The organism is Algoriphagus sp. TR-M9 (assembly GCF_027594545.1).
Classification (GTDB): Bacteria; Bacteroidota; Bacteroidia; order Cytophagales; family Cyclobacteriaceae; genus Algoriphagus; species Algoriphagus halophytocola.
This window is the reverse complement of record NZ_CP115160.1, coordinates 4,321,639-4,344,914: the sequence shown is the minus strand read 5'-3', so window position 1 is coordinate 4,344,914 and position 23,276 is coordinate 4,321,639. Positions and strand designations below refer to the sequence as shown.

The window sequence follows — 23,276 nt, the reverse complement described above, 5'->3', positions numbered from 1 at the left end:
CGAAGACCTGCCTTGCCGGTAGGCATGCCGAATAGGCCGCGATTCTTAAGTCTAACCTATCCTAAATTGCCCTGTCCTTTTACTCGTAGAAAGCGTATATATTTAAAACAAAAAAAGCCCCTCTGATCATTTCAGAAGGGCTTTTGAGTGATTCTACAACTTATTTATTGTCTATTTTTCCGTCAGGGTATTTGTTCTTTACATATTTATCCAGCCAGGTGTCCATTTCCCAAAGAGTATGCAATATGGATTCCTGAGCTGCATACCCATGACTTTCATTAGGAAGAAAAACCAACCTTGCTGTAGCTCCATGGCCTTTTAACGCGTTGTAATAGCGTTCTGACTGAATCGGGAATGTTCCAGAATTATTGTCTGCCTGTCCGTGAATTAGTAGGATCGGGGTTTTCACCTGATCCGCAAAGGAGAAGGGAGACATATTGAAGTAAACTTCCGGAGCTTCCCAGTAGGTACGCTGCTCATATTGGAAGCCAAAAGGAGTCAAAGTTCTATTGTACGCTCCAGATCTTGCGATTCCTGCGGCAAAAAGATCCGTATGCGAAAGCAGGTTGGCGGTCATGAAGGCTCCATAGGAATGCCCGCCTACGGCGATGCGGTCGCGATCTCCTATGCCCATATCTACGATTTTATCTATTGCTGCTTCTGCATTCAGGACGAGCTGGTCGATGAAATAATCATTTGGCTCCTTATCCCCTTCTCCTACGATAGGCATTTCTGTTCTATCCATGATGGCATAGCCCTGTGTCACCCAGTAAAGCGGAGAACCCCAGCTCAAACGGGTAAAGGCATACTTGGAGCCTCTCACCTGAGCTGCAACTGCTGCAGACTTATACTCTCTAGGATAGGCCCACATCAAGACTGGTAATCTACCATCCTTCTCAGGATCGTAACCCTCTGGCGTATAGACCACGGCAGAGAGGTTTAGCCCATCTTCTCTTTCGTAGGTCACCAGTTCTTTATTGATGTTTTTGATGGACTCGTAAGGGTGGGCAAATGCGGTGATTTGCTGTGGAGCGATACGCTTTTTGGTATTTACCAACCAATAGTTCGGTTGAATATCAGTGCTTTCCTTTAAAGTGATAAATTCCGTTGCCTTTTCATCCAATACCTTTACCACTCGCTCATAATAAGGGGCTTGTGATCTCCAGAGGATTTCCTGCGCTTTGGTTTTGGTGTTGAAAGTAGATAGGAAAGGCATATTACCTTCTGGAGAACCGCCGGGACTGGTCATGTACAAAAGGTCTCCATTGCGAAGCAACACATTTTCTCCGAATTCATTTTTGGTGTAAACAGGATCTCCTGGATCATTATACAAATCATCTGAAGAACGATCGATGATTACTCTTTTTGGCTGAGAAGGATCAGAAGGATTAATGACGGAGCGTACTTCTTTGCGGGATCTGGACCAGCGCTCATTGAGGATGGCAAACTCATCATCACTCCAAGCAATTCCGGCAAATCGGTATGCCGAGGTGGTCAACTTTTTCTTTTCAGCAGTAAATGGCGCATCCAATGTGTAGATAATTTCACGCTCTTCCATTTCTACTCTGGCGTCTCCGCCGTCCTGAGCTTCTACCCAGTAAAGCATGGCCGGCTTGTCTGCTCTCCAGTTGATAGAGCGAGGACCTGTGACTGTGGCATCGAAACCCGTAGGGCGGTTTTCATCCAATGGGATTTCGGCAAAAGTTTTCTTCTTAGTCCCATCTATGCCCCAGATTTCCACATCATACGGGAATCTGTAAGCAGGTACCAAATAAGAAAAAGGCTTTTTGATGACTTCTACCATAAGGTAGGAGCCGTCCGGCGAAAGATCCATTGATTTGATCATGCCAGGAGCTCCAAATGGCTTTTTTGTCCCATCTAGGCTGACCATCATGAGCTGGGAATCCATGAAATAGGCAAATAGATTTTCGTCATGTGGATTTTCTAAGAGGTCCTGATAGGTTCTGCTTGGGGCGGCATCTCCTGAAGTTTCCTGAATGATGGGACCTGCCGGAGCCATAGGTTTCTGTGGCATATCACCACGGTTAGGATTGGCAGCCTTCAGAATAATCTGATTGTCTGGAGTCCAAATGACTGCATTGCCATAGGTTTCATTGACAATCGCATCGGTGAGTTTTTTGGCTTGGAAGCTGGTCAAATCCACCACGTAGAGGCTGATTCCATTAACTTCGGTTTGTGTGAAAGCCAGGTATTTTTCATCATCGGATAGTGAAAACCCGCCCATATTTGGCTTTGCCGGAAGGCCGGTTATTTGGGTTTCCTCTCCGGTTTTGGTGTTTTTGATTTTAAGGTTTTCCACTCCTCTGCCACGGCTGGGTCCTGAAGTAGCCGGGTTGATTCGAAGTCCTGCGATCCGCAATTCAGGTTGGGATAGGTCCTCAATACTAGGATTGTCTGCACTTTCGAGTAGTAGCATCCAATCTCCTGCTTTGCTGAAAACCACAGAAGGTGTGCTAGGTGCATTGAACAGATCGGTGATTTCCTTTGGAGGTTTTTGATACCCCGTTTGGGCCCATGTACTCGCGCCTGTGAGTAATAGGACACCAAGAATCAGTGTTTGTAAGTAGTTTTTTATCATCATAGTTTGGTTATAAAGATCATTCCTAAGATAATTCGCTTTTTTCTAACATTAAGCCAGAAATTCATGGACGGTAGTTTTCGGATATATGAAGGGAAAAATAATCTGCCAAAATCTTTTATTCGGCTTTGGTTAAGTATATTTATATGGTTTTTAGAGCTTTATATTTATAAGAAATCACTTTATATAACAACTATGAAAAATTTACTGATCACACTTTTGCTGCTATTGGTTTTTGGAACAAGTCTACAAGCTCAGAATTTCAAACCTGGAGCTGGAGTGAATTTTACCAACATGACTCAAGCAGATGATGGCGTGTCTGGACAGGCTGGCTGGCAAGTAGGGGCCAGTATTGCGTTTGGAGAAAAATTATACTTTGAGCCAGGGGTATTTTACATGGGGAAATCAGCTGAATTCAAGGACAGTGATGATCTCACCTCGGATGATTTAAAGGCCAATCTGAACGGCATACGAGTTCCTGTGGCCGTGGGCCTGAATGTACTGGGTAGAGATTCTTCTACCTTGGCCTTGCGTGTGTTTGGTGGTGGTTCAGGGTTTTTCCTTACCAGCGTAGGTGATGATTTTGATAAGGATGATTTTAATTCAACCAACTGGGGAGTTTTTGCAGGTGCCGGAGTAGATATAGCTATTTTCTTTGTGGACATGAGTTATGAATGGTCAGTGACCAATCTTGAAAATGATTTGGATGGCATAGATTTAGGCAAAACAAATGGCTTTTTCATCACAGCTGGCCTGCGATTTTAATTAAAAAATGTGATTATCCGCAATGTTGCCAGTGAGGCTATTTCCTTTGTTTGAAGGGGCAGAAGATCGGGCTTCGATTGCGCTCAGTACAATTGACAGGAGGCCGAAGAGCACTCAATTCTGGGATTTTCCGAATCTTATGTCATTTGGCAGCTCTACTGGCAGAAATGCCGATTTACATATTGAATAAAAATCCTCGGATCGAAATAGATCCGAGGATTTTTGTTTTAGGCTGTTTGTCCGGCATGTTTACCTTCTCTGAATTCCTCTACCATTTTTTTATTGAAAGCTGGCAGATCCTTTGGACTTCTGGAGGTGACCAGCCCACTGTCCACCACTACTTCCTCATCTACCCAGTGTGCGCCTGCATTTTCTAGGTCTTTCCGGATGGATTCAAAGGAAGTTAAGGTACGGCCATTCACTACTTCTGCTTCAATGAGCATTTGCGGTCCATGACAGATGGCAGCCACAGGTTTATGATCCTCAAAGAAGCTTTTCACAAACTCTACGGCAGACATTTCTCTCCTCAGTAGGTCAGGATTAATCACGCCTCCGGGGAGCAATAGGGAGTCAAAGTCTTTGGAACTCACCTGATCTACTCTAGCATCTACTTTAATCGCTTCACTCCAATTGCCATCTTTCCAGCCTTTGATATGATCATTTTCGGTAGAAATGATAAATACCTCAGCACCTTCTTTTTCCAGTGCCCGCTGTGGTTCTATCAGTTCTGATTCTTCAAATCCGTTTGTAGCGAGAATGGCTACTCTTACATCTTTTAATAAACTCATGGTTCTTGTGGTTAAGTTGGTAATTACTTCCACTTTTGGAAGCAGCTTCTGTCTGAAAGCAACTAATACTTCACCAACTCCATTCCAAAAAAAGAATCCTACCTAAACACATCTTAGGCAGGATTTGAGAATTTTCTATTTTGTAATTATTCCTCAAAATGAGCATCATTTTGTCATTTCCGAGAGGATTAACTGAAATCCAAGTAGTTTTTGCTCAGCCATTTTTCTTCCAAACTGAGCTTACACCAGTCTCCTTCTATAGTGGAAATAAAAACTTCTTCAGACTTCATGAGATTATCCACTATAGCATATCCAGTTCCGGGTCCGCTCCTGACACGCAGGACATCGGCATTTACAGTTGCGCGCTTCACATCGGAGGTATATCTGCCGTACACCCAGTGAGACTGGCTTTTGGAGATTTTTAACCAGCCGTTTGACTCATCATAAATCCTCAAAATAGCACCTAACAGCGCAGCTCCCCTGTCTGGAGCTTTGGAAGCAGATCCTCTGGGTGCCACACGTACATTCAATGCGCTGGCTGTGACTGCTACATACTTTTCGATTGCCGGAGGTGGAGCTGGGCTCAGGTCTGAATTGACTTCTAGCTGTACTAGTGGAAGAAAATTCGCCATGCAATCTTCCACCTTGTTTCCACCAAAGAAATTGGTTCCTGGGCACGATTTGTTGCCTCCTGTACCGTTATTCCTTTTTCCAGTGCTCAGATTGAACCAATGGTGGTAGATAATACTGAAGGTGTTCACCGGAAGTCTGAATTTATCGCATAGAATAGCTGTCATTTTAATGATAGTCAGCCGGTGTTCGCTGGACATCTGATCTCCATCTTCATCAAAATTCCCTAGGTGTTCTATGCACAAGGAGTCCCTGTTTGCCCCAAAAATACAGGCTGGGATAGCTTCCAGTGACCTTCCCGTGAGAATGGTTCCGTCCGGAAAGGTAGTAAAGTGCTGGCCTATATCACTCCATCCATTATTTCTAACGTGATGGTTTTTCATGGCATTTTGCCTCTCAAAGTGATTGCTACCATTAAAGTGGGCGTAGTTTGGGCTCCAGGTGTGATGTTGCTGAATCGTAAGAATGGTGCGGGCAATCCTTTGAGAATGAATCCAAGATTCAAATTCAGTCAAATTCATCTTCAAAAAGCCGTATTTGTTTTCCATGGTTTGCGGTGTAAAAGTGAAAAATCTGCGTACTCTTCAATTTAATGAGATTTGCTTAAGGATTGAAAATGAAGGGATTAAAATTTACTTTGAAATCATACAGTATGAGCTCAAAATAAGATTGGTCATCTCACTTTATTTCAGGACTAATTTCTATTTTGGTGGATTATTCTGTCCTAATGGATCAGTAAGCCCAGCCTGAAAGCCGCTAGGTTATAGATTTAGGTAAATTAAGCTTTGGACAGGCTAAGCTTTCTTTTAATAACACATGTGAAGCAAATGATAAAACTCTTTACTTCTATTCTGATTCTTGTCTGTTTTCTGAACTTGGTGAAAGCACAAACTACGTATGAGTCAGCGATTAAGGAATTTCAAGAAGAACTAAATGAGGAATATAAAGACCCAGATGAGTCCCCCCTTTCTGCAAAACAACGAAGAGAGTTTACCGGTCATCGCTTTTTTCCCATTGATGAAAAATACCATGTAATTGCAAAATTTGAACGGCTTCCTACCCCTAGTACTTTTCAGATGAAGACCTCAGCTCATTCACTTCAGGATTACGATATTTTTGGGATTGCTACTTTTACATTGAATGGGCAAGCGTATCGCTTGAACATTTATCAAAGTCATAAGCTCCGCACGCAGGAGAAATACAAGGATTATTTATTTCTACCCTTCACAGACCAGACTAATGGTAATCAAACCTATGGTGGAGGAAGGTATATTGGTTTGAGTATCCCTGCTGGCAATACGATAGCGATTGATTTCAATAAGGCCTACAACCCCTATTGCGCCTATGCTACTGGATATGCATGCCCCATTCCTCCTAAGGAGAATGACCTGCCCATAGAGATCAAAGCTGGAATCAGGTTAAAATAGAATTCTAGACATCTCTTACCACTTCGGGTGCTGCTTCATGTAATGATCCAGTGAGAATTTACCTGATCCATAAACCAAGAATACGATCAAAAGAATAAGTACCAGTAGGGAGAGCTCAAATTCCAGATTATTGGATACCGATAGAAATCCAGAGTCAATATTGACAAAGAACACTGCGACTAGAAGTATGGGAAGCTGGAAGAGTATGGCAAAGCGTGTTACCAGCCCTAGCGCTATCAGAAACCCTCCTACCAGGTGGGCGAAGGCAACATAATGGGCTAATCCAAGATTGAAAAATTGCAGATCTTTATTCTCCATTAGATTCATCAGGGCATCTGTGTTTGAAATGAACAGCACTCCCTTATACAGGATAAATAAGCCTAGCAGGATTCTCAGGAAGTCAATCCACTGGGGATGATGGGCGTCTGCCCAAGTTTCGATTTTAGTGATAGTTTCCATGATTATTTGGGTTTAAGGTGTTTCCTTTAATTTACAAATAATCAGGATAAAAAGCTGTTTTTCAGGTAAATAAGCTTTTGTTGAAGTCGTAATTAAAATGAAAAGCCCCGTCAAAAAAATTTGACGGGGCTTTCAATATGGTGTTTGGCCTTAGCTTATTTGCCTTTTTCTCCGATCGAAATCATGGCACATCTAAAACCAATGTGGTTGGTAGCTGAGTCCTGATGCATAAACCTTCTGGTACCTGGGGCAAGCCAGTAAGTCACATCTCTCCAAGAACCACCTTTGTAAACTCTCAAGTCATCGGTAAGCAGCGCGCTGCTGTAATCCTCCATATCATCATCTGGTGTCGCCTTTCTCACGGGGTTAAGGTCATCAAAATCCTGGTAGGAAAGAGGTTTATAAACATCCTGTACCCACTCATTCATATTTCCTGCCATATGGTAAAGGCCGAAATCGTTTGGCGCCATATCGTAAACATTGGTTGGGATGATGTCTCCATCATTTCGCTGTCCACCGGAGATTCCGCCGTAGTCACCTCTACCTCTTTTGAAGTTGGCCAGGAAATCACCTTGCTTGCCTTTTCTTTTTACGTTGTAAGGATTACGAACGCCTCGACCATCCCAAGGATAGATTCGGCCGTATTCCTGGTTTTCGTCCATATATTGTGTACCGATCATGGCTTTCGCTGCGTACTCCCATTCTGCTTCAGATGGCAATCTATAATCAGCTAGCGCAACTCCTCTTTCTACCAATTGGCTTTTGGTGAACGAAGAGTCAAGCCCACGCTCTTCTCGGATGATTTCCTGTACGTATTCAGTTCTCCATTTAGCATAGGTATTGGCCTGAGTCCAAGACACCCCTGCTACTGGATAGAAGTTAAAGCCAGGGAATCTGAAGTAGTAAGTTTGGTACATGTCATTGAAGGTCATGGCACCATCCCATACTTCTTCTGAAGGCTCAAGTTTCAAAATGGAATCCGCGCTCACTTTTTTCTTCATATCGAAAACAAACTCCCGATAGTCATTATTAGTGATTTCGGTTTCATCCATGTAGAAATTGGCAAGGGTTACCGTTCTTTCCTGATTATCACGGAAGGCCATTACATCTTCCTCCTGCGTACCCAGTACGGCTCTACCACCTTGGATAAACTTCAAATTTGGCCCTGGGATTTGCTCGGCGTTTTTCGCTACAAAAAATTGTGTGGTGTCCGTTTCGTCAAAACTGAACTCGGCACCGGTGGTAGCACTTTTTTTGCCAGGCTTAGCGGCAGTTCTTCTGCCATAGCCAGGAGTTTTATTACATGAGGTAAGAATAGAGCTGCCGACGATGGCCAAAGCCGCTACCCACATTCCCCAAGATTTGTTACTCAGACGCATATTATAATAGTTTAAGGTCTTTTTCAGTGTGCTAATATATAAGCTATGTCAAGCACTTGCAATGATTTAACTTGCAGTTATATTTTTAAACTAAGCTATTTGGCGCGAAAATCGCCAAAAACTGCAAATTCGGGAGGCAAAACTGCAATATTTATGCCAGTAAAATAATTCATTTATCAGGCTTCATTCATCTCTTTTAGCTTGATTTGAGCACGTGAAATCGTTGAAACATTGGACAGTGTAAGAATCAAACGATTCTTGTACTCCTTTATTTTACATTGTTTGCTGTTGAACTGAGCAAAACGCATGATTTTTTGGAAAATAGCTGAAGAATAGAAATCATCCCTGGTAGAAGGGAGGAGGTAGCACTTCATCTGACCACCTTTCAGGGTAAGTTTTTCTATGCCTAGCTTTTCTGCCTTCCATCTGAGCCTCACCGTTTCCATCAGATCTTCTACAGAATCAGGCAATGGACCAAATCTATCCAATAGCATTTTGGAGAATTTAGTCAACTCTTCCTCGTCTTTGATAGCATCCAGTTTGGAATATAACCCCAATCGCTCGCTGATATTGCCCACATAGTCTTCTGGGATCAGTAATTCCAGATCTGTTTCAATAGTACAATCCTGAACCAGGACTTTTACTTTTTCTGCCAAATCTGTTTCAAACAAAGCCGCAAATTCATTTTCTTTCAATTCCTGCACGGCTTCATCCAGAATTTTATGGTACATCTCAAAGCCCAGATCAGTGATAAAACCACTTTGCTCTGCTCCTAGCAGATTACCAGCACCTCTGATGTCTAGATCTTTCATGGCCACTTTGAATCCATCTCCCAGGTCCGAAAACTCCTCTAGCGTCTGCAATCTTTTCCTCGCTTCGGCAGTCAGGCCTGACATGGGTGATGTCAATAAGTAGCAGAAGGCTTTTTTATTGCTTCGTCCCACCCGACCTCTCATTTGATGTAGGTCACTCAGCCCAAACATATGTGCTCTGTTGATCATGATGGTGTTGGCATTTGGAATATCCAGGCCTGACTCGATGATATTGGTAGATACTAATACGTCATATTCATGATGAATAAAATCCACCATGATTTTTTCCAGTTTTTTCCCATCCATCTGTCCGTGAGCTCCCACTACCCGGGCATCAGGTACCAGTTTCATGATCAGATTGGAAATGGAGTCTATTTCCCCCACTCTATTGTGGACAAAGAAAACTTGCCCTCCTCTTCTCAATTCATAGGAGACCGCATCCCGGATCACTTCCTCTTGGAAAGTCTGAACCTCAGTAGTTACCGGCTGGCGGTTTGGTGGAGGAGTGGCTATGACCGAAAGATCTCTAGCTCCCATCAACGAAAAGTGAAGTGTTCTGGGAATAGGAGTGGCTGTCAAAGTCAGCACATCCACATTCACACGAAGGTTTTTCAGCTGATCCTTTACCTTCACCCCAAACTTCTGCTCCTCATCTATGATCAATAATCCTAAGTCTTTGAATACAATGTCCTTATTGACGATCTTATGGGTACCTACGAGAATATCTATAGCCCCAGATTTGACTTCGGACACGATTTCTTTGATTTCCTTTGCCGAGCGGAATCGGTTGATGTATTCTATTCTTACCGGGAAATTCTCCAATCGCTCCTTGAATGTCTGAAAGTGCTGCATGGCCAAAATCGTTGTCGGCACCAGTACAGCCACTTGTTTTCCGTCATTCACTGCCTTAAAGGCAGCCCGTATCGCGACCTCCGTTTTACCAAACCCCACGTCGCCACAAACCAATCTATCCATGGGATAGGTTTTTTCCATATCGCTTTTCACATCTTGCGTGGCTATGGCTTGATCTGGGGTGTCTTCGTATATAAAGGAAGATTCGAGTTCGATCTGCATCACAGAGTCCTCCTTAAAGGCAAAGCCGGGTGCAGATCTTCGCTTGGCATATAGGGCGATTAGGTCTTTGGCTATATCTTTTACCTGCTTTTTGGCCCGGGATTTTTTATTTTCCCAGTCAGGAGACCCCAGCTTTGACATGGAAGGGACAGTGCCTTCCTGACCCGAAAATTTGGAGATTTTGTGCAGAGAATGGATGTTTACATAAAGCAAATCATCATCCCGAAAGATGAGTCGTACTGCTTCCTGCATTTTACCGTTTACATCCACCTTTTCCAGACCGGCAAACCTCCCTACTCCATAATCCACATGCACGATGTAGTCCCCTGGGTGCAATGCCTTGAGCTCTTTGATCGTCAGGGCTTTGGATTTACTGACTTTGTCACGGGTTTTGTACCGGTGAAAGCGCTCAAATAGCTGATGATCGGTGAAGCAGGCAAGCTTAGTTTGTCTATCATCAAACCCCTCTCTCAGCCCTAGCAAGAGACTGTTTACCTGCAGGGTAGGGTCCAACTCTTTGAAAATTCCCAAAAGCCGGTCGATCTGTTTGGCATTTTCCGCGGTGATAATATTGACCAGGCCCTTTTTTTCATTCTCTGCGAGCTGAGTGACCAGCAGGTCAAAGTTTTTATTGAAAGAAGCCTGTGGCTGACTGTCCCATTTACTGACTTTGGCATTTTTTAGATAAAATTGCCTGCCAAACTCCACTCGAGTAAAGTCCTGGGAAAGCTGCGCAAAGTCTTTTCCCTGATCAAAAAGATCCTCAGGTCCCAGTACGGTTTTGGTATTATTGGTCTTCTTGACAATCTGCTCAAAGGCAAGAGTAGCTTTATGAAAGCACTCATCCATCACATCTATGGTGAGCTGGTAATCTTTGATCCAGATGATGGTCTCAGCAGGTAGAAAACCCAAAAACGACTGCCGAACCTCCTGAAGCAGCTTGGTTTGTACATTTGGGATAAGGGAGATTTGCTCCACACTAGCGATAGAAAGCTGGCTTTCCGGGTCGAAAGTTCTAATGCTTTCTATTTCCCGCCCAAATAACTCCAGGCGATAAGGCATTTCATTGGAAAAGGAAAACACATCCAAAATACCGCCTCGAATCGCGAACTGGCCAGGCTCATACACAAAGTCTGTCCGCTCAAAATCATAGCTGCTCAATAGCTCCGAGACAAACTCCATGTCCACTTGCTCGCCTACCTTGGCGATAAAGGTGTTGTCCTGAAGGGAGCGTTTATTGATCACCCGCTCATATATGGCCTCTGGGTAGGTGATTACGATTCTGGATTTGGCTTTATCTTCCAGAATTAAATTTAGGATTTCGGACCGCATCAGCACGTTGGCATTGTCCACTTCCTCATATTGGTATGCCCGCTTGAAACTAGAAGGAAAAATCATGTGCTCCTCCGTGTCCAGCAGGTTTTGAAGATCAGAATTCAGATAGGCGGCTTCCTCTTTGTCCTGTGCTACTAGAAGATGAAACCCGCCCTGTGATTCAAATAGACTCGAAAGTAAGACCATATCCAGACTACCGGAAATACCCTTGAGCTGAATATTTGCCTGAGCACCAGTGGTGATCTCATGGGCAATGGTCTGAAAAATCGGGTCGGATTTATAAATGGAAAGAAAGGACTGACGATCCAATGGCTTGTGGTTTTGATTTTCGTTGGTGCAACAAAGTTAGGGCTTTAAGAATTCTCAACTAGAGAATAAAAGTTGTTTTGCGAAATTGTGAACCATAGCCCTTCCGAAATGTTTCCATACTATGGCAGAGAAAGAGCATGAGCTAACCTGGTTTCAGCGGATAGAAAGGCTGCATCCATACGAAACACTCCTTTACTTAGGGATGATCGGGAGCGGATTGATTTTTCTTTTTCTGACAGTGGCCTTTTTGTTTTCGGGAAGGATGCACCTTGCGGGCATGAATCAATCGGTGCCTACGGCATTTTTGATTTCTACTTTTTTATTGGTGATCAGTGGGTTTACAGCCACTTCCATCAGGTTGGCTTTTCAGGAAGAAAACACTGAAAAACTGCTGGGGTCGCTCAGAAATACAGTTTTACTGGGCTTGATCTTCAGTGTATTACAGGTAGTAGGTTGGTATGAGCTGGAGGCCAAAGGAATAGCATTTACCGGCATTCCCAGTGGTAGTTTTCTTTATGTACTCAGCGGAATCCATGTTTTCCACTTGCTGGGGGCGATGATTTTTGCCCTGATTCTATACGTACAGCTTGCTAAAGGCCGATCCGACCAAATTCATAAGCTCATCATTTACACCAATCCATTTGAAAAAATGCGGCTAAGGCTTTTTACAGTTTATTGGCATTTTATGGATGCGATCTGGCTGGTACTCTTTTTATTATTTGTAGTCAGTATCTGAGGTAAGGTGATGCAAAACCGCCCCTGATGCAGGATCGATTGGGTATAAACTATTCCGTCAAAAGAGAGTTATCGAAATAGGCAGGCGCATGTAATTGATCCTGCCTGAGGACTTTAAAAGTCAGATTTCACACATGAAGATATCCATATCCACTCCTGTCAACCAGGATTATTTAACTGTAAAGAAAGGGTTTAACTCCGATTTGTTTGAAAAATTGAACCCGCCTTTTCCACCGGTTAAACTGCTTTTATTTGATGGGTCTGAGGTTGGGGATATGGTATCTCTAGAGTTGGATTTTTTGCTTTTCAAGCAAACCTGGACCAGTGAAATCACGGAAAGTGAAGTTTCTGCTTCCGAATATTATTTTGTGGATGTGGGCGTTCAGCTTCCTTTTTTCCTCCAAACCTGGAGACATAAGCATAGAATCCTAAATCTAGGAGATGAATCAATTATTAGGGATGAGATAGAGTTTACGAGTCCGATTTCCTGGCTACTGTACCCGGTCTTATATCTTCAGTTTCTTTACCGCAAACCTATTTATAAGAAGATTTTTGCTTAGAGTTCCTGTAGGTTTTCGCAGTTCTCTATTTCGCAGTTGCCGTAGAGTACCAGAGAGTGACTGGTGATGGCAGACTGGAAAGATTTGCCTATAACTTCCTTGATCTCATTGATTTTAGGATCTGAGAATTCGCGGATTTTCCGGCATTGGTTGCAGACATGATGGTCGTGATGCTTGTAAGTCAAAGCTTGCTCATAGAGCGCTACTTTGTCTTTGAACTGATGTTTTACAGCAAGGCCACTTTCTACCAGCAAGTCCAAGGTATTATAAATGGTAGCGCGACTGATGGTGTAGCCTTTGTTTCTCATGCTCAAAAACAAGCCTTCTACGTCCATATGCTCGTCTTCTGGAAGAGAATACAGTTCATCTATCACAGAAAACCTTTCCGGGGTTTTCCTGTTTCCTTGCTTGGTAAGGAAGCTTTCAAAGATCTTCTTTGCTTTTTCTATTAAAGCTGGGTCAGCCATGGGTCTACAATCATTAAAAAATAAAGATGAGGGAATATCCATTTTTTGACAAGCTTCCACATAGAATGGGTCTAATTTGATATCAATCTAATTAAAACTAATTCTAGTAATTCCGTATTTATTAGAGAAGATTCATAGAGTTTTCGATTTGATTCAGTAATATTTCAAAAAACCAATTAACTTATTTGAATACAGCTCTCAGTCAGTATATGCAGAAAAGCGTAGGTTTTTTTTTAGTATTGATTTTCACCCTGCAGGTTGCCGGCTTTGCCCAGGTTCCTGGTTTTTTCATGAAGGAAGACCGTCGGAAGGTGACCCTTCCCTTTTATGCCTCCAATAGTCTGATCATTATTCCGGTATCCATCAATGGAAATACGCCTATAAATTTTCTTCTGGACACCGGAGTGAGAAGCAATATTCTGTTCAGTAGGGTACTGGGTGATGCTTTGGGACTGGAATATACCAGACAGCTCAAGCTTGTGGGAGCCGATGGTAGTACTGATCTAACTGCGTCTGTTTCTCCGATCAACCATTTTGACCTAGGCCCTATTGAAGGGGTATTTCAGAGTTTATTGGTGTTAGATGAAGAGTTTTTTGGGTTGGAATCTGTAATTGGAATCCCCATTTATGGCATCATAGGGCATGAATTTTTCAAGTACAATCCCATCAAAATAGATTACGATAATGAGAAAATAGATTTCTATCAGCAGGGCAGGATGAAGTGGAAGCCGCTATTTTATAGAAAAATGGATTTGAGCGTGGAGGACAGCAAGCCTTACATCAATGCAGAGGTCAAGCAGCGGGATGGCTCCGTGCTACAGGCCAAACTTCTGGTCGATACTGGTGCCAACCACGGACTACTGCTCAATCGGGAGACTACGGATAAAATCACCATGCCGCCCTTATTTATCGAGTCTGAACTGGGGCAAAGTCTGGGCGGGATCCTCTATGGCTACGTGGGCAGGGTGGATTACATGGAGCTGGCGGGCTTTAGATTGAAGGATGTGCTGACTTCCTATCCCGAAGAGACGGACTTCAGCTATGTAATCAAAGAATCCGGTAGGCAAGGAAGTCTTGGAGCTGAGGTTTTGGGCAGGACCAAGCTTATTCTAGATTATCCCAGAGACAGGATTTTGGTGAAAAAGGCAGAGAATTTCTATGCCCCATTTCAGTTTGACATGAGTGGGATGAGCCTAAAGAAAATTCCAAATGATGATAATAGGGTTTACATTTCGGAGGTACGGGTCGGCTCTCCGGCAGCTAATTCAGGTGTGAAGGCTTACGATGAAATCCTCGAAATCAATAATGTGCCCACCTTTATCTGGGAACTGTCCGAAATCAATCGACTAATGCGCTCAGAGCCAGGTAAGAAAATCACCATGAAAATCCGGAGATATAAGGATGACAACTTGGAAGATTACGAGGATTCTGTGGTTACATTCTCGCTGCGCAAGCAGATTTGAATACATTCCTAAGACGTTTAAGATAAAAAGGATAATTTTGACCTGAGGATGCATAATCCCAACCTCTTTTTTATCCAATCGTAATCTATTTTCTAATAAAAAACCAATCATGAAAAAATTCCTTATTCCTATTCTGATTTTGGCTGTTGTGGGTATTTTTATCTATACCAAGGCCGTAGGGACTTATAATACCTTTGTCCAAAAAGAAGAAGTTATCAATGGTCAGTGGGCTGAAGTAGAGACCCAGTATCAGCGTAGATCAGACTTGATCCCTAATTTGGTCAACACGGTAAAAGGCTATGCGGACTTTGAGCAAGAGACGCTTACTGCGGTCATCGAAGCCAGAGCAAAAGCCACTGCTGTAAATGTGGACCCTTCAAACCTTACACCTGAAAAACTCGCGGAATTTCAAGGTGCACAAGGAGAACTTTCGGGTGCATTGGGCAGGTTGTTGGTCAGTGTGGAGCGTTATCCAGAGCTAAAAGCCAACCAGAACTTCCTAGAACTGCAAGCGCAGCTAGAAGGCACCGAAAACAGAATAGCTGTGGCAAGACGGAACTTCAACCAATCCGTACAGGATTACAATTCCAATCTCAGAACATTCCCGAACAACCTTTTTGCAGGCTGGTACGGATTTGAGCAGAAGGGCTATTTCGAAGCCTCTGAAGGCGCTGAGAATGCTCCTACTGTACAGTTTTAAATTAAGAAAATCATGGCTGAAAAATTATTCTCATCGGCAGACCGGGAGGCGATCATTCAAGCCATCAAGTCTGCTGAAGTTTCCACTTCCGGCGAAATCCAGGTCCATATAGAAAGCCGATGCAAAGGCGAGGTACTAGACCGCGCCGTCCGGGTTTTTGATACGTTGAAAATGCATCAGACCAAGGACCGAAATGGGGTGCTTTTCTATTTGGCCGTAGTGGATAAGCGATTTGCCATTTTGGGTGATAAAGGGATCAATGATGCTGTAGCGGATGATTTCTGGGAAAATATAAAAGAACACATGGCCAGCTTATTTAAGCAAGGCCAATTTACACAAGGTCTGATCGATGGCATCCATATGGCCGGCGAGCAACTTGGACAGCATTTCCCGTATCAGGCTGATTCAGACATAAACGAACTTCCTGATGAGATTTCCTTTGGATCTTAAGATTCGATCAATTCTATTTCTTTTACTCTTCATCAGTCTGGGAATCCAGGCTCAGGAACTTCCCCCTGCGCCGAATCCTCCCCGGCTGGTGAATGATTTTACAAACACCCTTTCCTCAGCCGAGCTGGTGCAGCTTGAAAGCAAGCTTGTGGCATACAATGACAGTACCTCTTCGCAGATCGCTATTGTAATGATGCGTTCTGTGGGGCAAAATGAGATTTCAGATTACGCCTTTCGACTTGGAGATGCCTGGGGCATTGGCGGTGGAAACAACGATAACGGTATCCTGATCTTGGCGGCCATGGATGACCGGAAGGTATTCATTGCCACTGGATATGGAATGGAAGGCGCAGTGCCTGATGCACTGGCGAAGCGAATCGTCGAGAACCTAATACTGCCCAATTTCCGTCGTGAAGCCTATTATGAAGGACTGAACGAGGCTACGGACATGATCATTAAACTAGCATCTGGAGAGTATCAAGCGGAGGATATTGAATCAAAAGGAAATAGCGGAGGAGCTATTTTTATGGTGCTTTTCTTCATTTTTATCTTTGTGATTTTGCCTTTGTTGAGAAATCGCAATGACAATGATAACCATATGGGCGGCCGTGGAGGCGGAGTGGATCTATGGACCACGATCATGCTGGCTAATATGCTGGGCGGTGGAGGCCGATCTTCTGGCGGCTTCGGCGGCGGCGGTGGATTCGGTGGCGGAGGCGGCGGCTTCGGTGGATTCGGGGGCGGTAGCTTCGGAGGCGGTGGAGCCGGCGGTAGCTGGTAATTTCCTACTTGACTAAAAAAGAAACGCTTTGATTAGCGTTTTTTTTTGCCATAAAAATACCTGAGCTTCAAGTGAGAGAAGGAAGATTCCCCCAAAAGAGGAGTTTTTAACAAATAAATACGTAGAAAAATACGTATTTATACTTAATTTTATCTAAGTTAGCAATCTGTTCAACCCCCTTATGATTTCTGTAACTGAAGCATTAGACCTGATCAAAAGAGAAACTACAGCTCTTCCAAAGACTAGCATTCCTTTGGAAGAGAGCAATGGGTACTATTTGGCGGAGCCCATCATAGCCCCTATGAGTCTTCCGCCATTTAGGCAGTCGGCGATGGACGGTTATGCTTTTCGCCATGGTGACGTGACGGAGCTAGAAGTTATAGGAGAATGCAAAGCCGGTGATGCCCATGAATTTGAACTGCAGGCAAATCAGGCGGTTCGGATATTTACCGGGGCGCGAGTCCCAGACCAGGCAGATACGGTGATCATTCAGGAGCATGTGGAAGTGAAGGGGAAGATGATTTCCATCCAAAAACTTCCGGCAAAATCTGCCAATGTGCGTAAAATCGGCGAGCAGGTGCCAGCAGGAGAGCAAGTGCTCGCAGAGGGATTAAAAATCACAGAATCCATTATCGGGTTTTTAGCCGGTTTTGGGATTACCGAGGTTTTAGTCTTTAACAAACCCAAAATTACTTTGATCGTGACAGGAAATGAACTTCAGGAGCCAGGAAGGCCCTTAAATCCTGGTGCTATTTACGAAAGCAATGCGATCATGCTCAAGTCCGCACTGATATCAAGAGGCTTTGATTCAGTGCGGATTCTGAAAGTTCAGGACGATCTGGAGTCTACCAAAAGAGTGATAAGTCTGGGACTTGAGTCAGACGTGCTGCTGATTTCCGGAGGGATATCTGTCGGAGATTATGATTTTGTCAATGAAGCTTTGAAGGCAAATGGAGCCAAGGAGATTTTCTATAAGGTCAACCAAAAGCCGGGCAAACCAATATGGTTTGGGAAAAAGGGAGAAACGCTAATTTTCGCCTTGCCGGGCAATCCGGCATCTTCACTCACTTGCTTTTTGATCTATGCGCTTTCGGCCCTACAGATCATGTCAGGAAATGTGAACTACGACCTGGATTTTAGCACAGGGGTGCTCAGGCATAGTACTACTAATAAGTTCGGGAAGACCCTTTTTATACTGGGTACAGAGCAGGACGGTCAGCTTGATATTTATCCCAAGCAAGCCTCCAGTATGCTGATTTCGTATGCTTTAGGAAATGCCCTGATATTGATTCCCGAGGAAAAGGAAGTTTTAGAAGCTGGAGAAAGGCTGAGCTATCTTCCGATTAATAGAAATTAAAAGCGGTCTGAAAAATTGAAGAAAAACTCAGAAATATCGGCCTATATACTCTGTGGAGGCAAAAGCAAACGAATGCAATCCGAAAAAGGCCTGGTGCTGTATAAGGGAAAGCCTTTTATCCGCTGGATCATAGAGGCGGTCATGCCAGTGACTTCCAATATTATTCTGGTGACCAGTAATGGGGATTATGAATTGATAGGATTGCCTATGATTGAGGATGTCTATGCGGACAAGGGCCCGGTGGGAGGCATCCATACGGCTTTGCAGCATAGCAAAACTGACAGAAATCTGATTTTGAGCTGTGATGTGCCGAAAATAACTACGGAGCTGATCCGGAATCTCGTGAGTGAATCCGGTAAAAGCGAGGCATCACTTACATTTCTTCACGATGGCAAAAATGATTACCCGCTTCTAGGTGTGTATAGAAAATCAGCCAAAAAAGCTTTTGCAGAAGCTATAATCGCAGACAGGCTCAAGCTCTGCCCATTGGTCAATTTGATGTCCCATCAGAAACTTTGCGTCAATTCCCAGCAGAAAGCGCTGGTACAAAATATTAACAGCAGGGCCGAGCTACAGGCTCTAAACCTATTGAATCCATGAAAACATTAACTGGAAAAAATCCACGACTCACTTTGTTGGGTGCAGGTCCTGGCGATCCTGAACTGCTCACGCTGAAAGCAGTGAACGCTTTGAACGACGCAGATGTGGTCTTGTATGACTCTCTGGTCAGCGAGGAAATATTGCTTCACGCAGCTCAAGCCCTGCAGGTATTCGTGGGAAAAAGAGTGGGTAAACACAGCCATTCCCAGGACGAAATCAATGAGTTGATTGTGAATTACGCGTTGGAATATGGACATGTAGTCCGTGTGAAGGGTGGAGATCCTTTTGTTTTTGGGAGAGGAAAAGAAGAAGAACTATATGCTTTGGAGCATGGAATAAATGTAAACGTAATTCCTGGAATCTCTTCCAGCGTGGCTGTCCCGGCTACCTTGGGCATTCCGGTGACCAGCCGTGGTGTGGCGGATAGTTTCTGGGTCATTACCGGCACCACGAGTGAAAGGAAGCTTTCCAAAGACCTGAAGCTAGCGGCCAAATCCTCCGCAACGGTGGTCGTATTGATGGGAATGAGCAAGCTTTCCGAAATCGCCGATATTTATCTATCAGTTGGAAAGGGTGATTTGCCAGTCGCGATTATTAAGGAGGGAACCAAAGCGGAACAAAAAGAAGTGGTGGGAACCATTCAAAACATAGTGGAGATCAGTGCAAACCAAGGAATGGCTGCACCAGCGATTATCGTAATCGGTGAGGTGGTGCATTTGGCAGGAGTGAAAAAGCAGCTTCAGGAAGAATGGATCCTGGAGGATGAATTTATTTTCCAGAACCTGAATACCTTGCCCTTTGTTAACTAATCCGAATCATCTGTATTAACTTGAGCCTATGATCACTGTAAATTACTTTGGAACCCTAGCAGAAGCTGCGCAAAGCGATTCAGAAGCTTTGGATTTGCAAGCTGTCAGCGTAGCTGAACTGGTAGATCTTTTGGATGCCAAATATGGCCTTCGTAAGTTTCAGTTTCAGGTGGCGGTAAACCGAAAAATCATTTCCAAAAAGCAAGATATCCAACTCACAGCTAGTGATGAAATAGCCTTACTTCCACCTTTTTCCGGAGGATAAAAAATGCAAAGATACCAGCGACAAATCATCCTTCCCGGCATAAGGGATTCCGGCCAGCAAAAACTACATGAGAGCAAAATCCTTGTAGTAGGTGCTGGAGGATTAGGCTGTGCTGTTTTACCTTACCTCGCTGCGGCAGGCGTGGGTAACTTGGGAATTGTGGATGGGGATAAAGTGGAGCTGAGTAATCTGCACAGGCAGGTTTTATATTCAGACCAATCTACTGGTTCATATAAAGTTCAGGAAGCCAAGCGCTATATAAATCACTTAAATTCAGCTGTCAAGACAGTGTCTTATCCTGTTTTTCTCACGGAGGAAAATGTGGATAACTTGATCTCCGCATATGACCTGGTGATAGATGCTACGGACAATACGGAGGTAAGATATATCTTGGATGAGGCGTGTAGGCGGGCAAATAAGCCAATGATCTACGGATCAATCTTTCGATTTCAGGGACAGGTTTCCGTATTCAATTACCAAGGTGGTCCCTCCTACAGAAGCCTATTTCCAGAAGAAGAACAAAGCCTCTTAAATTGTGCAGAGGCCGGAGTTTTGGGTACCACAGTAGGCTTGATCGGGATGTTGCAAGCCAATGAAGCCATGAAGATTGTTTTGGGAATTGGAGAGGTGCTTTCCGGGAAGATCCTCATCTATAATCTGCTTTCCAATGAGCAGCAGATTTTTGATTTGGAGATGCCGGAAGGAGAAGTGGTGGAGAGGGTTCCTACGGTGAAGGTAGACTTTATTTCTCCTGAGGAAGCTTTGGCACAAAGTGGAATCTTACTGGATGTGCGTGAAATCGGTGAAGTGCCATTCCTTCAATTCACAAATTGTATTAACCTCCCGCTTTCTGCCCTGGAGAGGCGTTTGGATGAGATTCCCAGAGACAGGCCGATTAGCGTTTTTTGCCAGGCAGGTACCCGGGCTATTGCAGCTTCCAAGATTTTGCAGGAGGCTAAATTTTCTGAGGTGAAAGCCATCCGCGGAGGAGCTAAAGACTTAATACAATTGAAAACCCAATCAACTCAACATGAAAAAAGTATTTCTTGAGGGAGCTATCTCCCCAGAATTTATAGCAGAGTCCATTGCCAAGCATCAGGGCAAGCATACCATCGGGGCGCATAATATTTTCTTGGGCCAGGTTCGTGCAGATGAAGTCGGCGATCAAAAAGTTGTTGCCATAAAATACACCACTTATGAGGAAATGGCAAACGAAAAGCTCCACGAGATTCGTGAGGCGGCATTTGAGCAATTCGATCTGACATGCCTACATATTTATCATAGCCTGGGTAAGGTAAAAGTCGGGGAGGTTTGCATTTTCGTATTCGTATCCTCTCCGAGAAGAAAGCAAGTGTATGAGGCTACAGAATGGCTAGTGAATCAGGTCAAAGAACAGGTGCCGATCTTTGGTAAAGAGATTCTGGACAATGCCGATCATCAATGGAAAGTAAATAGTTGAGAAATTCGGAAGGCTATAGTCTGAATTCTAAAATCGTTTTGGATAGATTGGTAGTGAACGATTCTAGTGTCATCCTGAGTGAAGTCGAAGGATATTCTGATGAACACGAGTAGAGATTAAAATTAGAAATGGTAGATATTACGCATAAAGTCACCACACTTCGCACAGCCAAAGCCAAGGCGATCGTGCAGGTAAGTTTAGAAGAAACCATCGCGGCAGTGGTGGAAAACCGTGTGCCAAAAGGCAATGTGTTTGAAATGGCGAAGGTGGCGGGACTTTTCGCAGTGAAAAACACGCATATCACCATTCCGGATTGCCATCCGCTTCCTGTGGAATACACTGCGGTGGAGTATGAAATTGAAGGCTTGGAGATCCACATTTATATCACGGTGAAAACCGTCTATAAAACGGGTGTAGAGGTAGAGGCTATGCATGGAGCATCGGTGATTGCGCTGACCATGTATGACATGCTCAAGCCCATAGATAAGGGAATTGTTATCCGGGAAATCGGGTTGGTAAAGAAGACCGGCGGCAAATCCAGTTTTAAGGATAGAAATGAAAAGCAGGTCCAGGCTGCTGTGGTCGTTTGCTCGGATTCTATTTCCAAAGGCATCAAAGAGGATAAAGCCGGAAAGGCCATTGTGGATAAGTTGGAAATTCATGGCGTGAAAACTTCCTCGTATGAGGTGATTCCGGATGACTTGGAGCAGATCCGGACTAAAGCATTTGAGCTTTCGGAGAAAAACCAACTGGTGATTTTCACTGGAGGAACCGGGCTATCTAAGCGGGACGTAACGCCTGAGGCTTTGGAACCTATTCTGGAGCGACGAATCCCCGGAGTAGAGGAAGCAATTAGAAGTTACGGACAAAAGATGATGCCATTTGCCATGCTTTCCCGATCCGTGGCCGGCACGATTGGAGATAGCATTATTCTGGCTTTGCCAGGATCTACCAATGGGGCAAAGGAATCTATGGATGCGGTTTTCCCACATTTATTGCATGTATTTCAAATATTAAAAGGAGCTAATCATGACCCAATCGGGTAATATTCAGGAGCTTAGAGATCGATTTGGGCGAGTTCACAATTACTTGAGGATTTCGCTGATCGAGAAGTGCAATCTGCGCTGTAGCTACTGCATGCCCGCTGAGGGAATCGCACTCAGTCCTAAAGCCACCATCATGAGTGCAGAAGAAGTACTAGAGTTTGCGAGAATTTTTGTTGGGCTGGGCGTAGACAAAATTCGGCTTACCGGAGGTGAGCCACTGCTGCGCAAAGACATTAGTGTGATCCTGGAAGGCTTGTCCCGAATGCCTGTGGAAATCTCCATTACTACGAATGGTTTGCTGATCGATAGGCATGTGGATAACTTGAAGAAATTTGGGGTTAAAAAAATCAATTTCAGTCTGGATACTTTGAAAGAAAGCCGCTTTCAAGAGATTACCAGGCGATCCGGATTTCAAAAAACCTTGGACAATTTTGAGCTGCTCCAAGAGGATTTTGATCTGAAGATCAATGCGGTGTTGATCAAAGGGACCAATGAGGATGAAATTGTGGATTTTGTGAACTTGACCAGAGACTATGAGGTCTCCGTGCGTTTTATTGAATTTATGCCCTTCGATGGCAATCGCTGGGACAGATCAAAAATGGTTTCCGAGCAGGAAATCCTGGATCATCTGTCAGCTCGTTTTGGTTCAGCACAAATTGCTTCCTTGCCGAATGAAAAGAATTTTACTGCCCGGAAATTTCAGGTGGCAGGATATAAAGGGACTTTTGGAATTATCTCCTCGGTGACCAATCCATTTTGTGGCACCTGCAACAGGATTCGCCTGACTGCCAATGGGCGTATCAAAAACTGTCTTTTCTCCAATCATGAAATCGACCTGCTGTCGGCTATGCGGGCTGGGGAAGATGTGGAAAAGCTGATCTTGGAGTCCATTTTGAATAAAAAAGCTCTTCGAGCCGGGATGGACAGCATGGAGAAATTATCCGACCCGGCACTTCATTCAGATAATCGAAGTATGATTGCGATTGGGGGGTGAAGTATAGGATTTA

Annotated in this window: 23 protein-coding genes; 16 read left to right on the top strand and 7 right to left on the bottom strand. The window is 44.0% G+C overall.

The annotated features are described in order from the left end of the window. Nucleotides 1-160 precede the first annotated feature (160 nt). Nucleotides 161-2,602: a S9 family peptidase gene (locus PBT90_RS18515; protein WP_396127653.1), complete on the bottom strand. Its 2,442-nt coding sequence runs from the start codon at nucleotides 2,600-2,602 to the stop codon at nucleotides 161-163. Between the two features lie 192 nt (nucleotides 2,603-2,794). On the opposite strand from PBT90_RS18515, the gene PBT90_RS18510 reads away from it, so the two are divergent. Continuing rightward, nucleotides 2,795-3,364 carry a PorT family protein gene (locus PBT90_RS18510; RefSeq protein ID WP_264807983.1) on the top strand — a complete coding sequence of 190 codons (570 nt, stop codon included), beginning with the start codon at nucleotides 2,795-2,797 and terminating at the stop codon, nucleotides 3,362-3,364. A 227-nt stretch (nucleotides 3,365-3,591) separates the two neighbouring features. Here the strand turns inward: PBT90_RS18510 and PBT90_RS18505 are convergent, their stop codons facing one another. Together PBT90_RS18505 and PBT90_RS18500 are read right to left on the bottom strand one after the other, a co-directional pair. After that, a complete protein-coding gene (locus PBT90_RS18505) occupies nucleotides 3,592-4,152 on the bottom strand; it encodes a type 1 glutamine amidotransferase domain-containing protein (protein ID WP_264807982.1) in 561 nt (186 codons plus the stop codon). Between the two features lie 188 nt (nucleotides 4,153-4,340). Continuing rightward, the gene (locus tag PBT90_RS18500) at nucleotides 4,341-5,330 is read right to left on the bottom strand and encodes an N-acetylmuramoyl-L-alanine amidase (RefSeq protein WP_270130581.1); all 990 of its coding nucleotides are present in this window, start codon (nucleotides 5,328-5,330) and stop codon (nucleotides 4,341-4,343) included. 279 nt (nucleotides 5,331-5,609) lie between these two features. Between PBT90_RS18500 and PBT90_RS18495 the strand changes: the two genes are divergently transcribed. After that, nucleotides 5,610-6,209, top strand: coding sequence for a DUF1684 domain-containing protein (locus PBT90_RS18495; RefSeq protein WP_270130579.1), 600 nt, complete (start codon nucleotides 5,610-5,612; stop codon nucleotides 6,207-6,209). Between the two features lie 15 nt (nucleotides 6,210-6,224). Here the strand turns inward: PBT90_RS18495 and PBT90_RS18490 are convergent, their stop codons facing one another. The 3 genes from PBT90_RS18490 to mfd form a co-directional block, all read right to left on the bottom strand. After that, nucleotides 6,225-6,668: a DoxX family protein gene (locus PBT90_RS18490; RefSeq protein WP_270130577.1), complete on the bottom strand. Its 444-nt coding sequence runs from the start codon at nucleotides 6,666-6,668 to the stop codon at nucleotides 6,225-6,227. A 155-nt stretch (nucleotides 6,669-6,823) separates the two neighbouring features. Beyond that, nucleotides 6,824-8,047: a gliding motility lipoprotein GldJ gene (gldJ, locus tag PBT90_RS18485; RefSeq protein ID WP_264807978.1), complete on the bottom strand. Its 1,224-nt coding sequence runs from the start codon at nucleotides 8,045-8,047 to the stop codon at nucleotides 6,824-6,826. A gap of 176 nt (nucleotides 8,048-8,223) precedes the next feature. Then, on the bottom strand, nucleotides 8,224-11,577 hold the full coding sequence (gene mfd, locus PBT90_RS18480) for a transcription-repair coupling factor (RefSeq protein ID WP_264807977.1): 3,354 nt from the start codon (nucleotides 11,575-11,577) through the stop codon (nucleotides 8,224-8,226). A 121-nt stretch (nucleotides 11,578-11,698) separates the two neighbouring features. Here mfd and PBT90_RS18475 point away from each other — a divergent pair, with 121 nt between their 5' ends. Together PBT90_RS18475 and PBT90_RS18470 are read left to right on the top strand one after the other, a co-directional pair. Further along, on the top strand, nucleotides 11,699-12,313 hold the full coding sequence (locus tag PBT90_RS18475) for a cytochrome c oxidase subunit 3 (protein WP_264807976.1): 615 nt from the start codon (nucleotides 11,699-11,701) through the stop codon (nucleotides 12,311-12,313). Nucleotides 12,314-12,446: 133 nt separating this feature from the next. Further along, the gene (locus PBT90_RS18470; RefSeq protein WP_264807975.1) at nucleotides 12,447-12,872 is read left to right on the top strand and encodes an SRPBCC family protein; all 426 of its coding nucleotides are present in this window, start codon (nucleotides 12,447-12,449) and stop codon (nucleotides 12,870-12,872) included. Here PBT90_RS18470 and PBT90_RS18465 read toward each other — a convergent pair. Continuing rightward, a complete protein-coding gene (locus PBT90_RS18465; RefSeq protein ID WP_264807974.1) occupies nucleotides 12,869-13,339 on the bottom strand; it encodes a Fur family transcriptional regulator in 471 nt (156 codons plus the stop codon). The genes PBT90_RS18470 and PBT90_RS18465 overlap by 4 nt on opposite strands. 185 nt (nucleotides 13,340-13,524) lie before the next feature. Here PBT90_RS18465 and PBT90_RS18460 point away from each other — a divergent pair, with 185 nt between their 5' ends. From PBT90_RS18460 to moaA, 12 genes are all read left to right on the top strand, one after another. After that, complete coding sequence (locus PBT90_RS18460) at nucleotides 13,525-14,802, top strand: aspartyl protease family protein (protein ID WP_264807973.1); 1,278 nt, start codon at nucleotides 13,525-13,527, stop codon at nucleotides 14,800-14,802. Nucleotides 14,803-14,911: 109 nt separating this feature from the next. Further along, nucleotides 14,912-15,502, top strand: a complete 591-nt coding sequence (locus tag PBT90_RS18455) for a LemA family protein (RefSeq protein ID WP_264807972.1) — start codon at nucleotides 14,912-14,914, stop codon at nucleotides 15,500-15,502. 12 nt (nucleotides 15,503-15,514) lie between these two features. Beyond that, entirely contained in the window at nucleotides 15,515-15,952 is a 438-nt protein-coding gene (locus PBT90_RS18450) for a TPM domain-containing protein (RefSeq protein ID WP_264807971.1), read from the top strand. Then, the gene (locus PBT90_RS18445; protein WP_270130572.1) at nucleotides 15,930-16,733 is read left to right on the top strand and encodes a TPM domain-containing protein; all 804 of its coding nucleotides are present in this window, start codon (nucleotides 15,930-15,932) and stop codon (nucleotides 16,731-16,733) included. Before PBT90_RS18450 ends, PBT90_RS18445 begins: the two co-directional genes overlap by 23 nt. A gap of 181 nt (nucleotides 16,734-16,914) precedes the next feature. After that, the gene (locus PBT90_RS18440) at nucleotides 16,915-18,090 is read left to right on the top strand and encodes a molybdopterin molybdotransferase MoeA (RefSeq protein WP_264807969.1); all 1,176 of its coding nucleotides are present in this window, start codon (nucleotides 16,915-16,917) and stop codon (nucleotides 18,088-18,090) included. 15 nt (nucleotides 18,091-18,105) lie between these two features. Further along, entirely contained in the window at nucleotides 18,106-18,690 is a 585-nt protein-coding gene (gene mobA / locus PBT90_RS18435) for a molybdenum cofactor guanylyltransferase (RefSeq protein ID WP_264807968.1), read from the top strand. Beyond that, nucleotides 18,687-19,499, top strand: coding sequence for a uroporphyrinogen-III C-methyltransferase (cobA, locus tag PBT90_RS18430; RefSeq protein ID WP_264807967.1), 813 nt, complete (start codon nucleotides 18,687-18,689; stop codon nucleotides 19,497-19,499). The genes mobA and cobA overlap by 4 nt, the downstream gene beginning before the upstream one ends. Nucleotides 19,500-19,527: 28 nt before the next feature. Then, nucleotides 19,528-19,764, top strand: coding sequence for a MoaD/ThiS family protein (locus PBT90_RS18425; RefSeq protein WP_264807966.1), 237 nt, complete (start codon nucleotides 19,528-19,530; stop codon nucleotides 19,762-19,764). Nucleotides 19,765-19,767: 3 nt separating this feature from the next. Further along, a complete protein-coding gene (gene moeB / locus PBT90_RS18420; protein WP_270130568.1) occupies nucleotides 19,768-20,814 on the top strand; it encodes a HesA/MoeB/ThiF family protein in 1,047 nt (348 codons plus the stop codon). After that, nucleotides 20,795-21,223 (top strand): molybdenum cofactor biosynthesis protein MoaE, encoded by a 429-nt coding sequence (locus PBT90_RS18415; protein WP_264807964.1) that lies wholly within the window; start codon nucleotides 20,795-20,797, stop codon nucleotides 21,221-21,223. Before moeB ends, PBT90_RS18415 begins: the two co-directional genes overlap by 20 nt. A 128-nt stretch (nucleotides 21,224-21,351) precedes the next feature. Beyond that, nucleotides 21,352-22,269: a bifunctional molybdenum cofactor biosynthesis protein MoaC/MoaB gene (gene moaCB, locus PBT90_RS18410; RefSeq protein WP_264807963.1), complete on the top strand. Its 918-nt coding sequence runs from the start codon at nucleotides 21,352-21,354 to the stop codon at nucleotides 22,267-22,269. Beyond that, nucleotides 22,253-23,263 carry a GTP 3',8-cyclase MoaA gene (moaA, locus tag PBT90_RS18405; protein ID WP_264807962.1) on the top strand — a complete coding sequence of 337 codons (1,011 nt, stop codon included), beginning with the start codon at nucleotides 22,253-22,255 and terminating at the stop codon, nucleotides 23,261-23,263. The genes moaCB and moaA overlap by 17 nt, the downstream gene beginning before the upstream one ends. Nucleotides 23,264-23,276: the final 13 nt, after the last annotated feature.

Excerpts from the sequence above, each read along its gene's own strand:
- PBT90_RS18515 (WP_396127653.1), bottom strand. The coding sequence starts at position 2,602 with ATGATGATAAAAAACTACTTACAAACACTGATTCTTGGTGTCCTATTA.
- PBT90_RS18510 (WP_264807983.1), top strand. The coding sequence starts at position 2,795 with ATGAAAAATTTACTGATCACACTTTTGCTGCTATTGGTTTTTGGAACA.
- PBT90_RS18505 (WP_264807982.1), bottom strand. The coding sequence starts at position 4,152 with ATGAGTTTATTAAAAGATGTAAGAGTAGCCATTCTCGCTACAAACGGA.
- PBT90_RS18500 (WP_270130581.1), bottom strand. The coding sequence starts at position 5,330 with ATGGAAAACAAATACGGCTTTTTGAAGATGAATTTGACTGAATTTGAA.
- PBT90_RS18495 (WP_270130579.1), top strand. The coding sequence starts at position 5,610 with ATGATAAAACTCTTTACTTCTATTCTGATTCTTGTCTGTTTTCTGAAC.
- PBT90_RS18490 (WP_270130577.1), bottom strand. The coding sequence starts at position 6,668 with ATGGAAACTATCACTAAAATCGAAACTTGGGCAGACGCCCATCATCCC.
- gldJ (WP_264807978.1), bottom strand. The coding sequence starts at position 8,047 with ATGCGTCTGAGTAACAAATCTTGGGGAATGTGGGTAGCGGCTTTGGCC.
- PBT90_RS18475 (WP_264807976.1), top strand. The coding sequence starts at position 11,699 with ATGGCAGAGAAAGAGCATGAGCTAACCTGGTTTCAGCGGATAGAAAGG.
- PBT90_RS18470 (WP_264807975.1), top strand. The coding sequence starts at position 12,447 with ATGAAGATATCCATATCCACTCCTGTCAACCAGGATTATTTAACTGTA.
- PBT90_RS18465 (WP_264807974.1), bottom strand. The coding sequence starts at position 13,339 with ATGGCTGACCCAGCTTTAATAGAAAAAGCAAAGAAGATCTTTGAAAGC.
- PBT90_RS18455 (WP_264807972.1), top strand. The coding sequence starts at position 14,912 with ATGAAAAAATTCCTTATTCCTATTCTGATTTTGGCTGTTGTGGGTATT.
- PBT90_RS18450 (WP_264807971.1), top strand. The coding sequence starts at position 15,515 with ATGGCTGAAAAATTATTCTCATCGGCAGACCGGGAGGCGATCATTCAA.
- PBT90_RS18445 (WP_270130572.1), top strand. The coding sequence starts at position 15,930 with ATGAGATTTCCTTTGGATCTTAAGATTCGATCAATTCTATTTCTTTTA.
- PBT90_RS18440 (WP_264807969.1), top strand. The coding sequence starts at position 16,915 with ATGATTTCTGTAACTGAAGCATTAGACCTGATCAAAAGAGAAACTACA.
- cobA (WP_264807967.1), top strand. The coding sequence starts at position 18,687 with ATGAAAACATTAACTGGAAAAAATCCACGACTCACTTTGTTGGGTGCA.
- PBT90_RS18425 (WP_264807966.1), top strand. The coding sequence starts at position 19,528 with ATGATCACTGTAAATTACTTTGGAACCCTAGCAGAAGCTGCGCAAAGC.
- moeB (WP_270130568.1), top strand. The coding sequence starts at position 19,768 with ATGCAAAGATACCAGCGACAAATCATCCTTCCCGGCATAAGGGATTCC.
- PBT90_RS18415 (WP_264807964.1), top strand. The coding sequence starts at position 20,795 with ATGAAAAAAGTATTTCTTGAGGGAGCTATCTCCCCAGAATTTATAGCA.
- moaCB (WP_264807963.1), top strand. The coding sequence starts at position 21,352 with ATGGTAGATATTACGCATAAAGTCACCACACTTCGCACAGCCAAAGCC.
- moaA (WP_264807962.1), top strand. The coding sequence starts at position 22,253 with ATGACCCAATCGGGTAATATTCAGGAGCTTAGAGATCGATTTGGGCGA.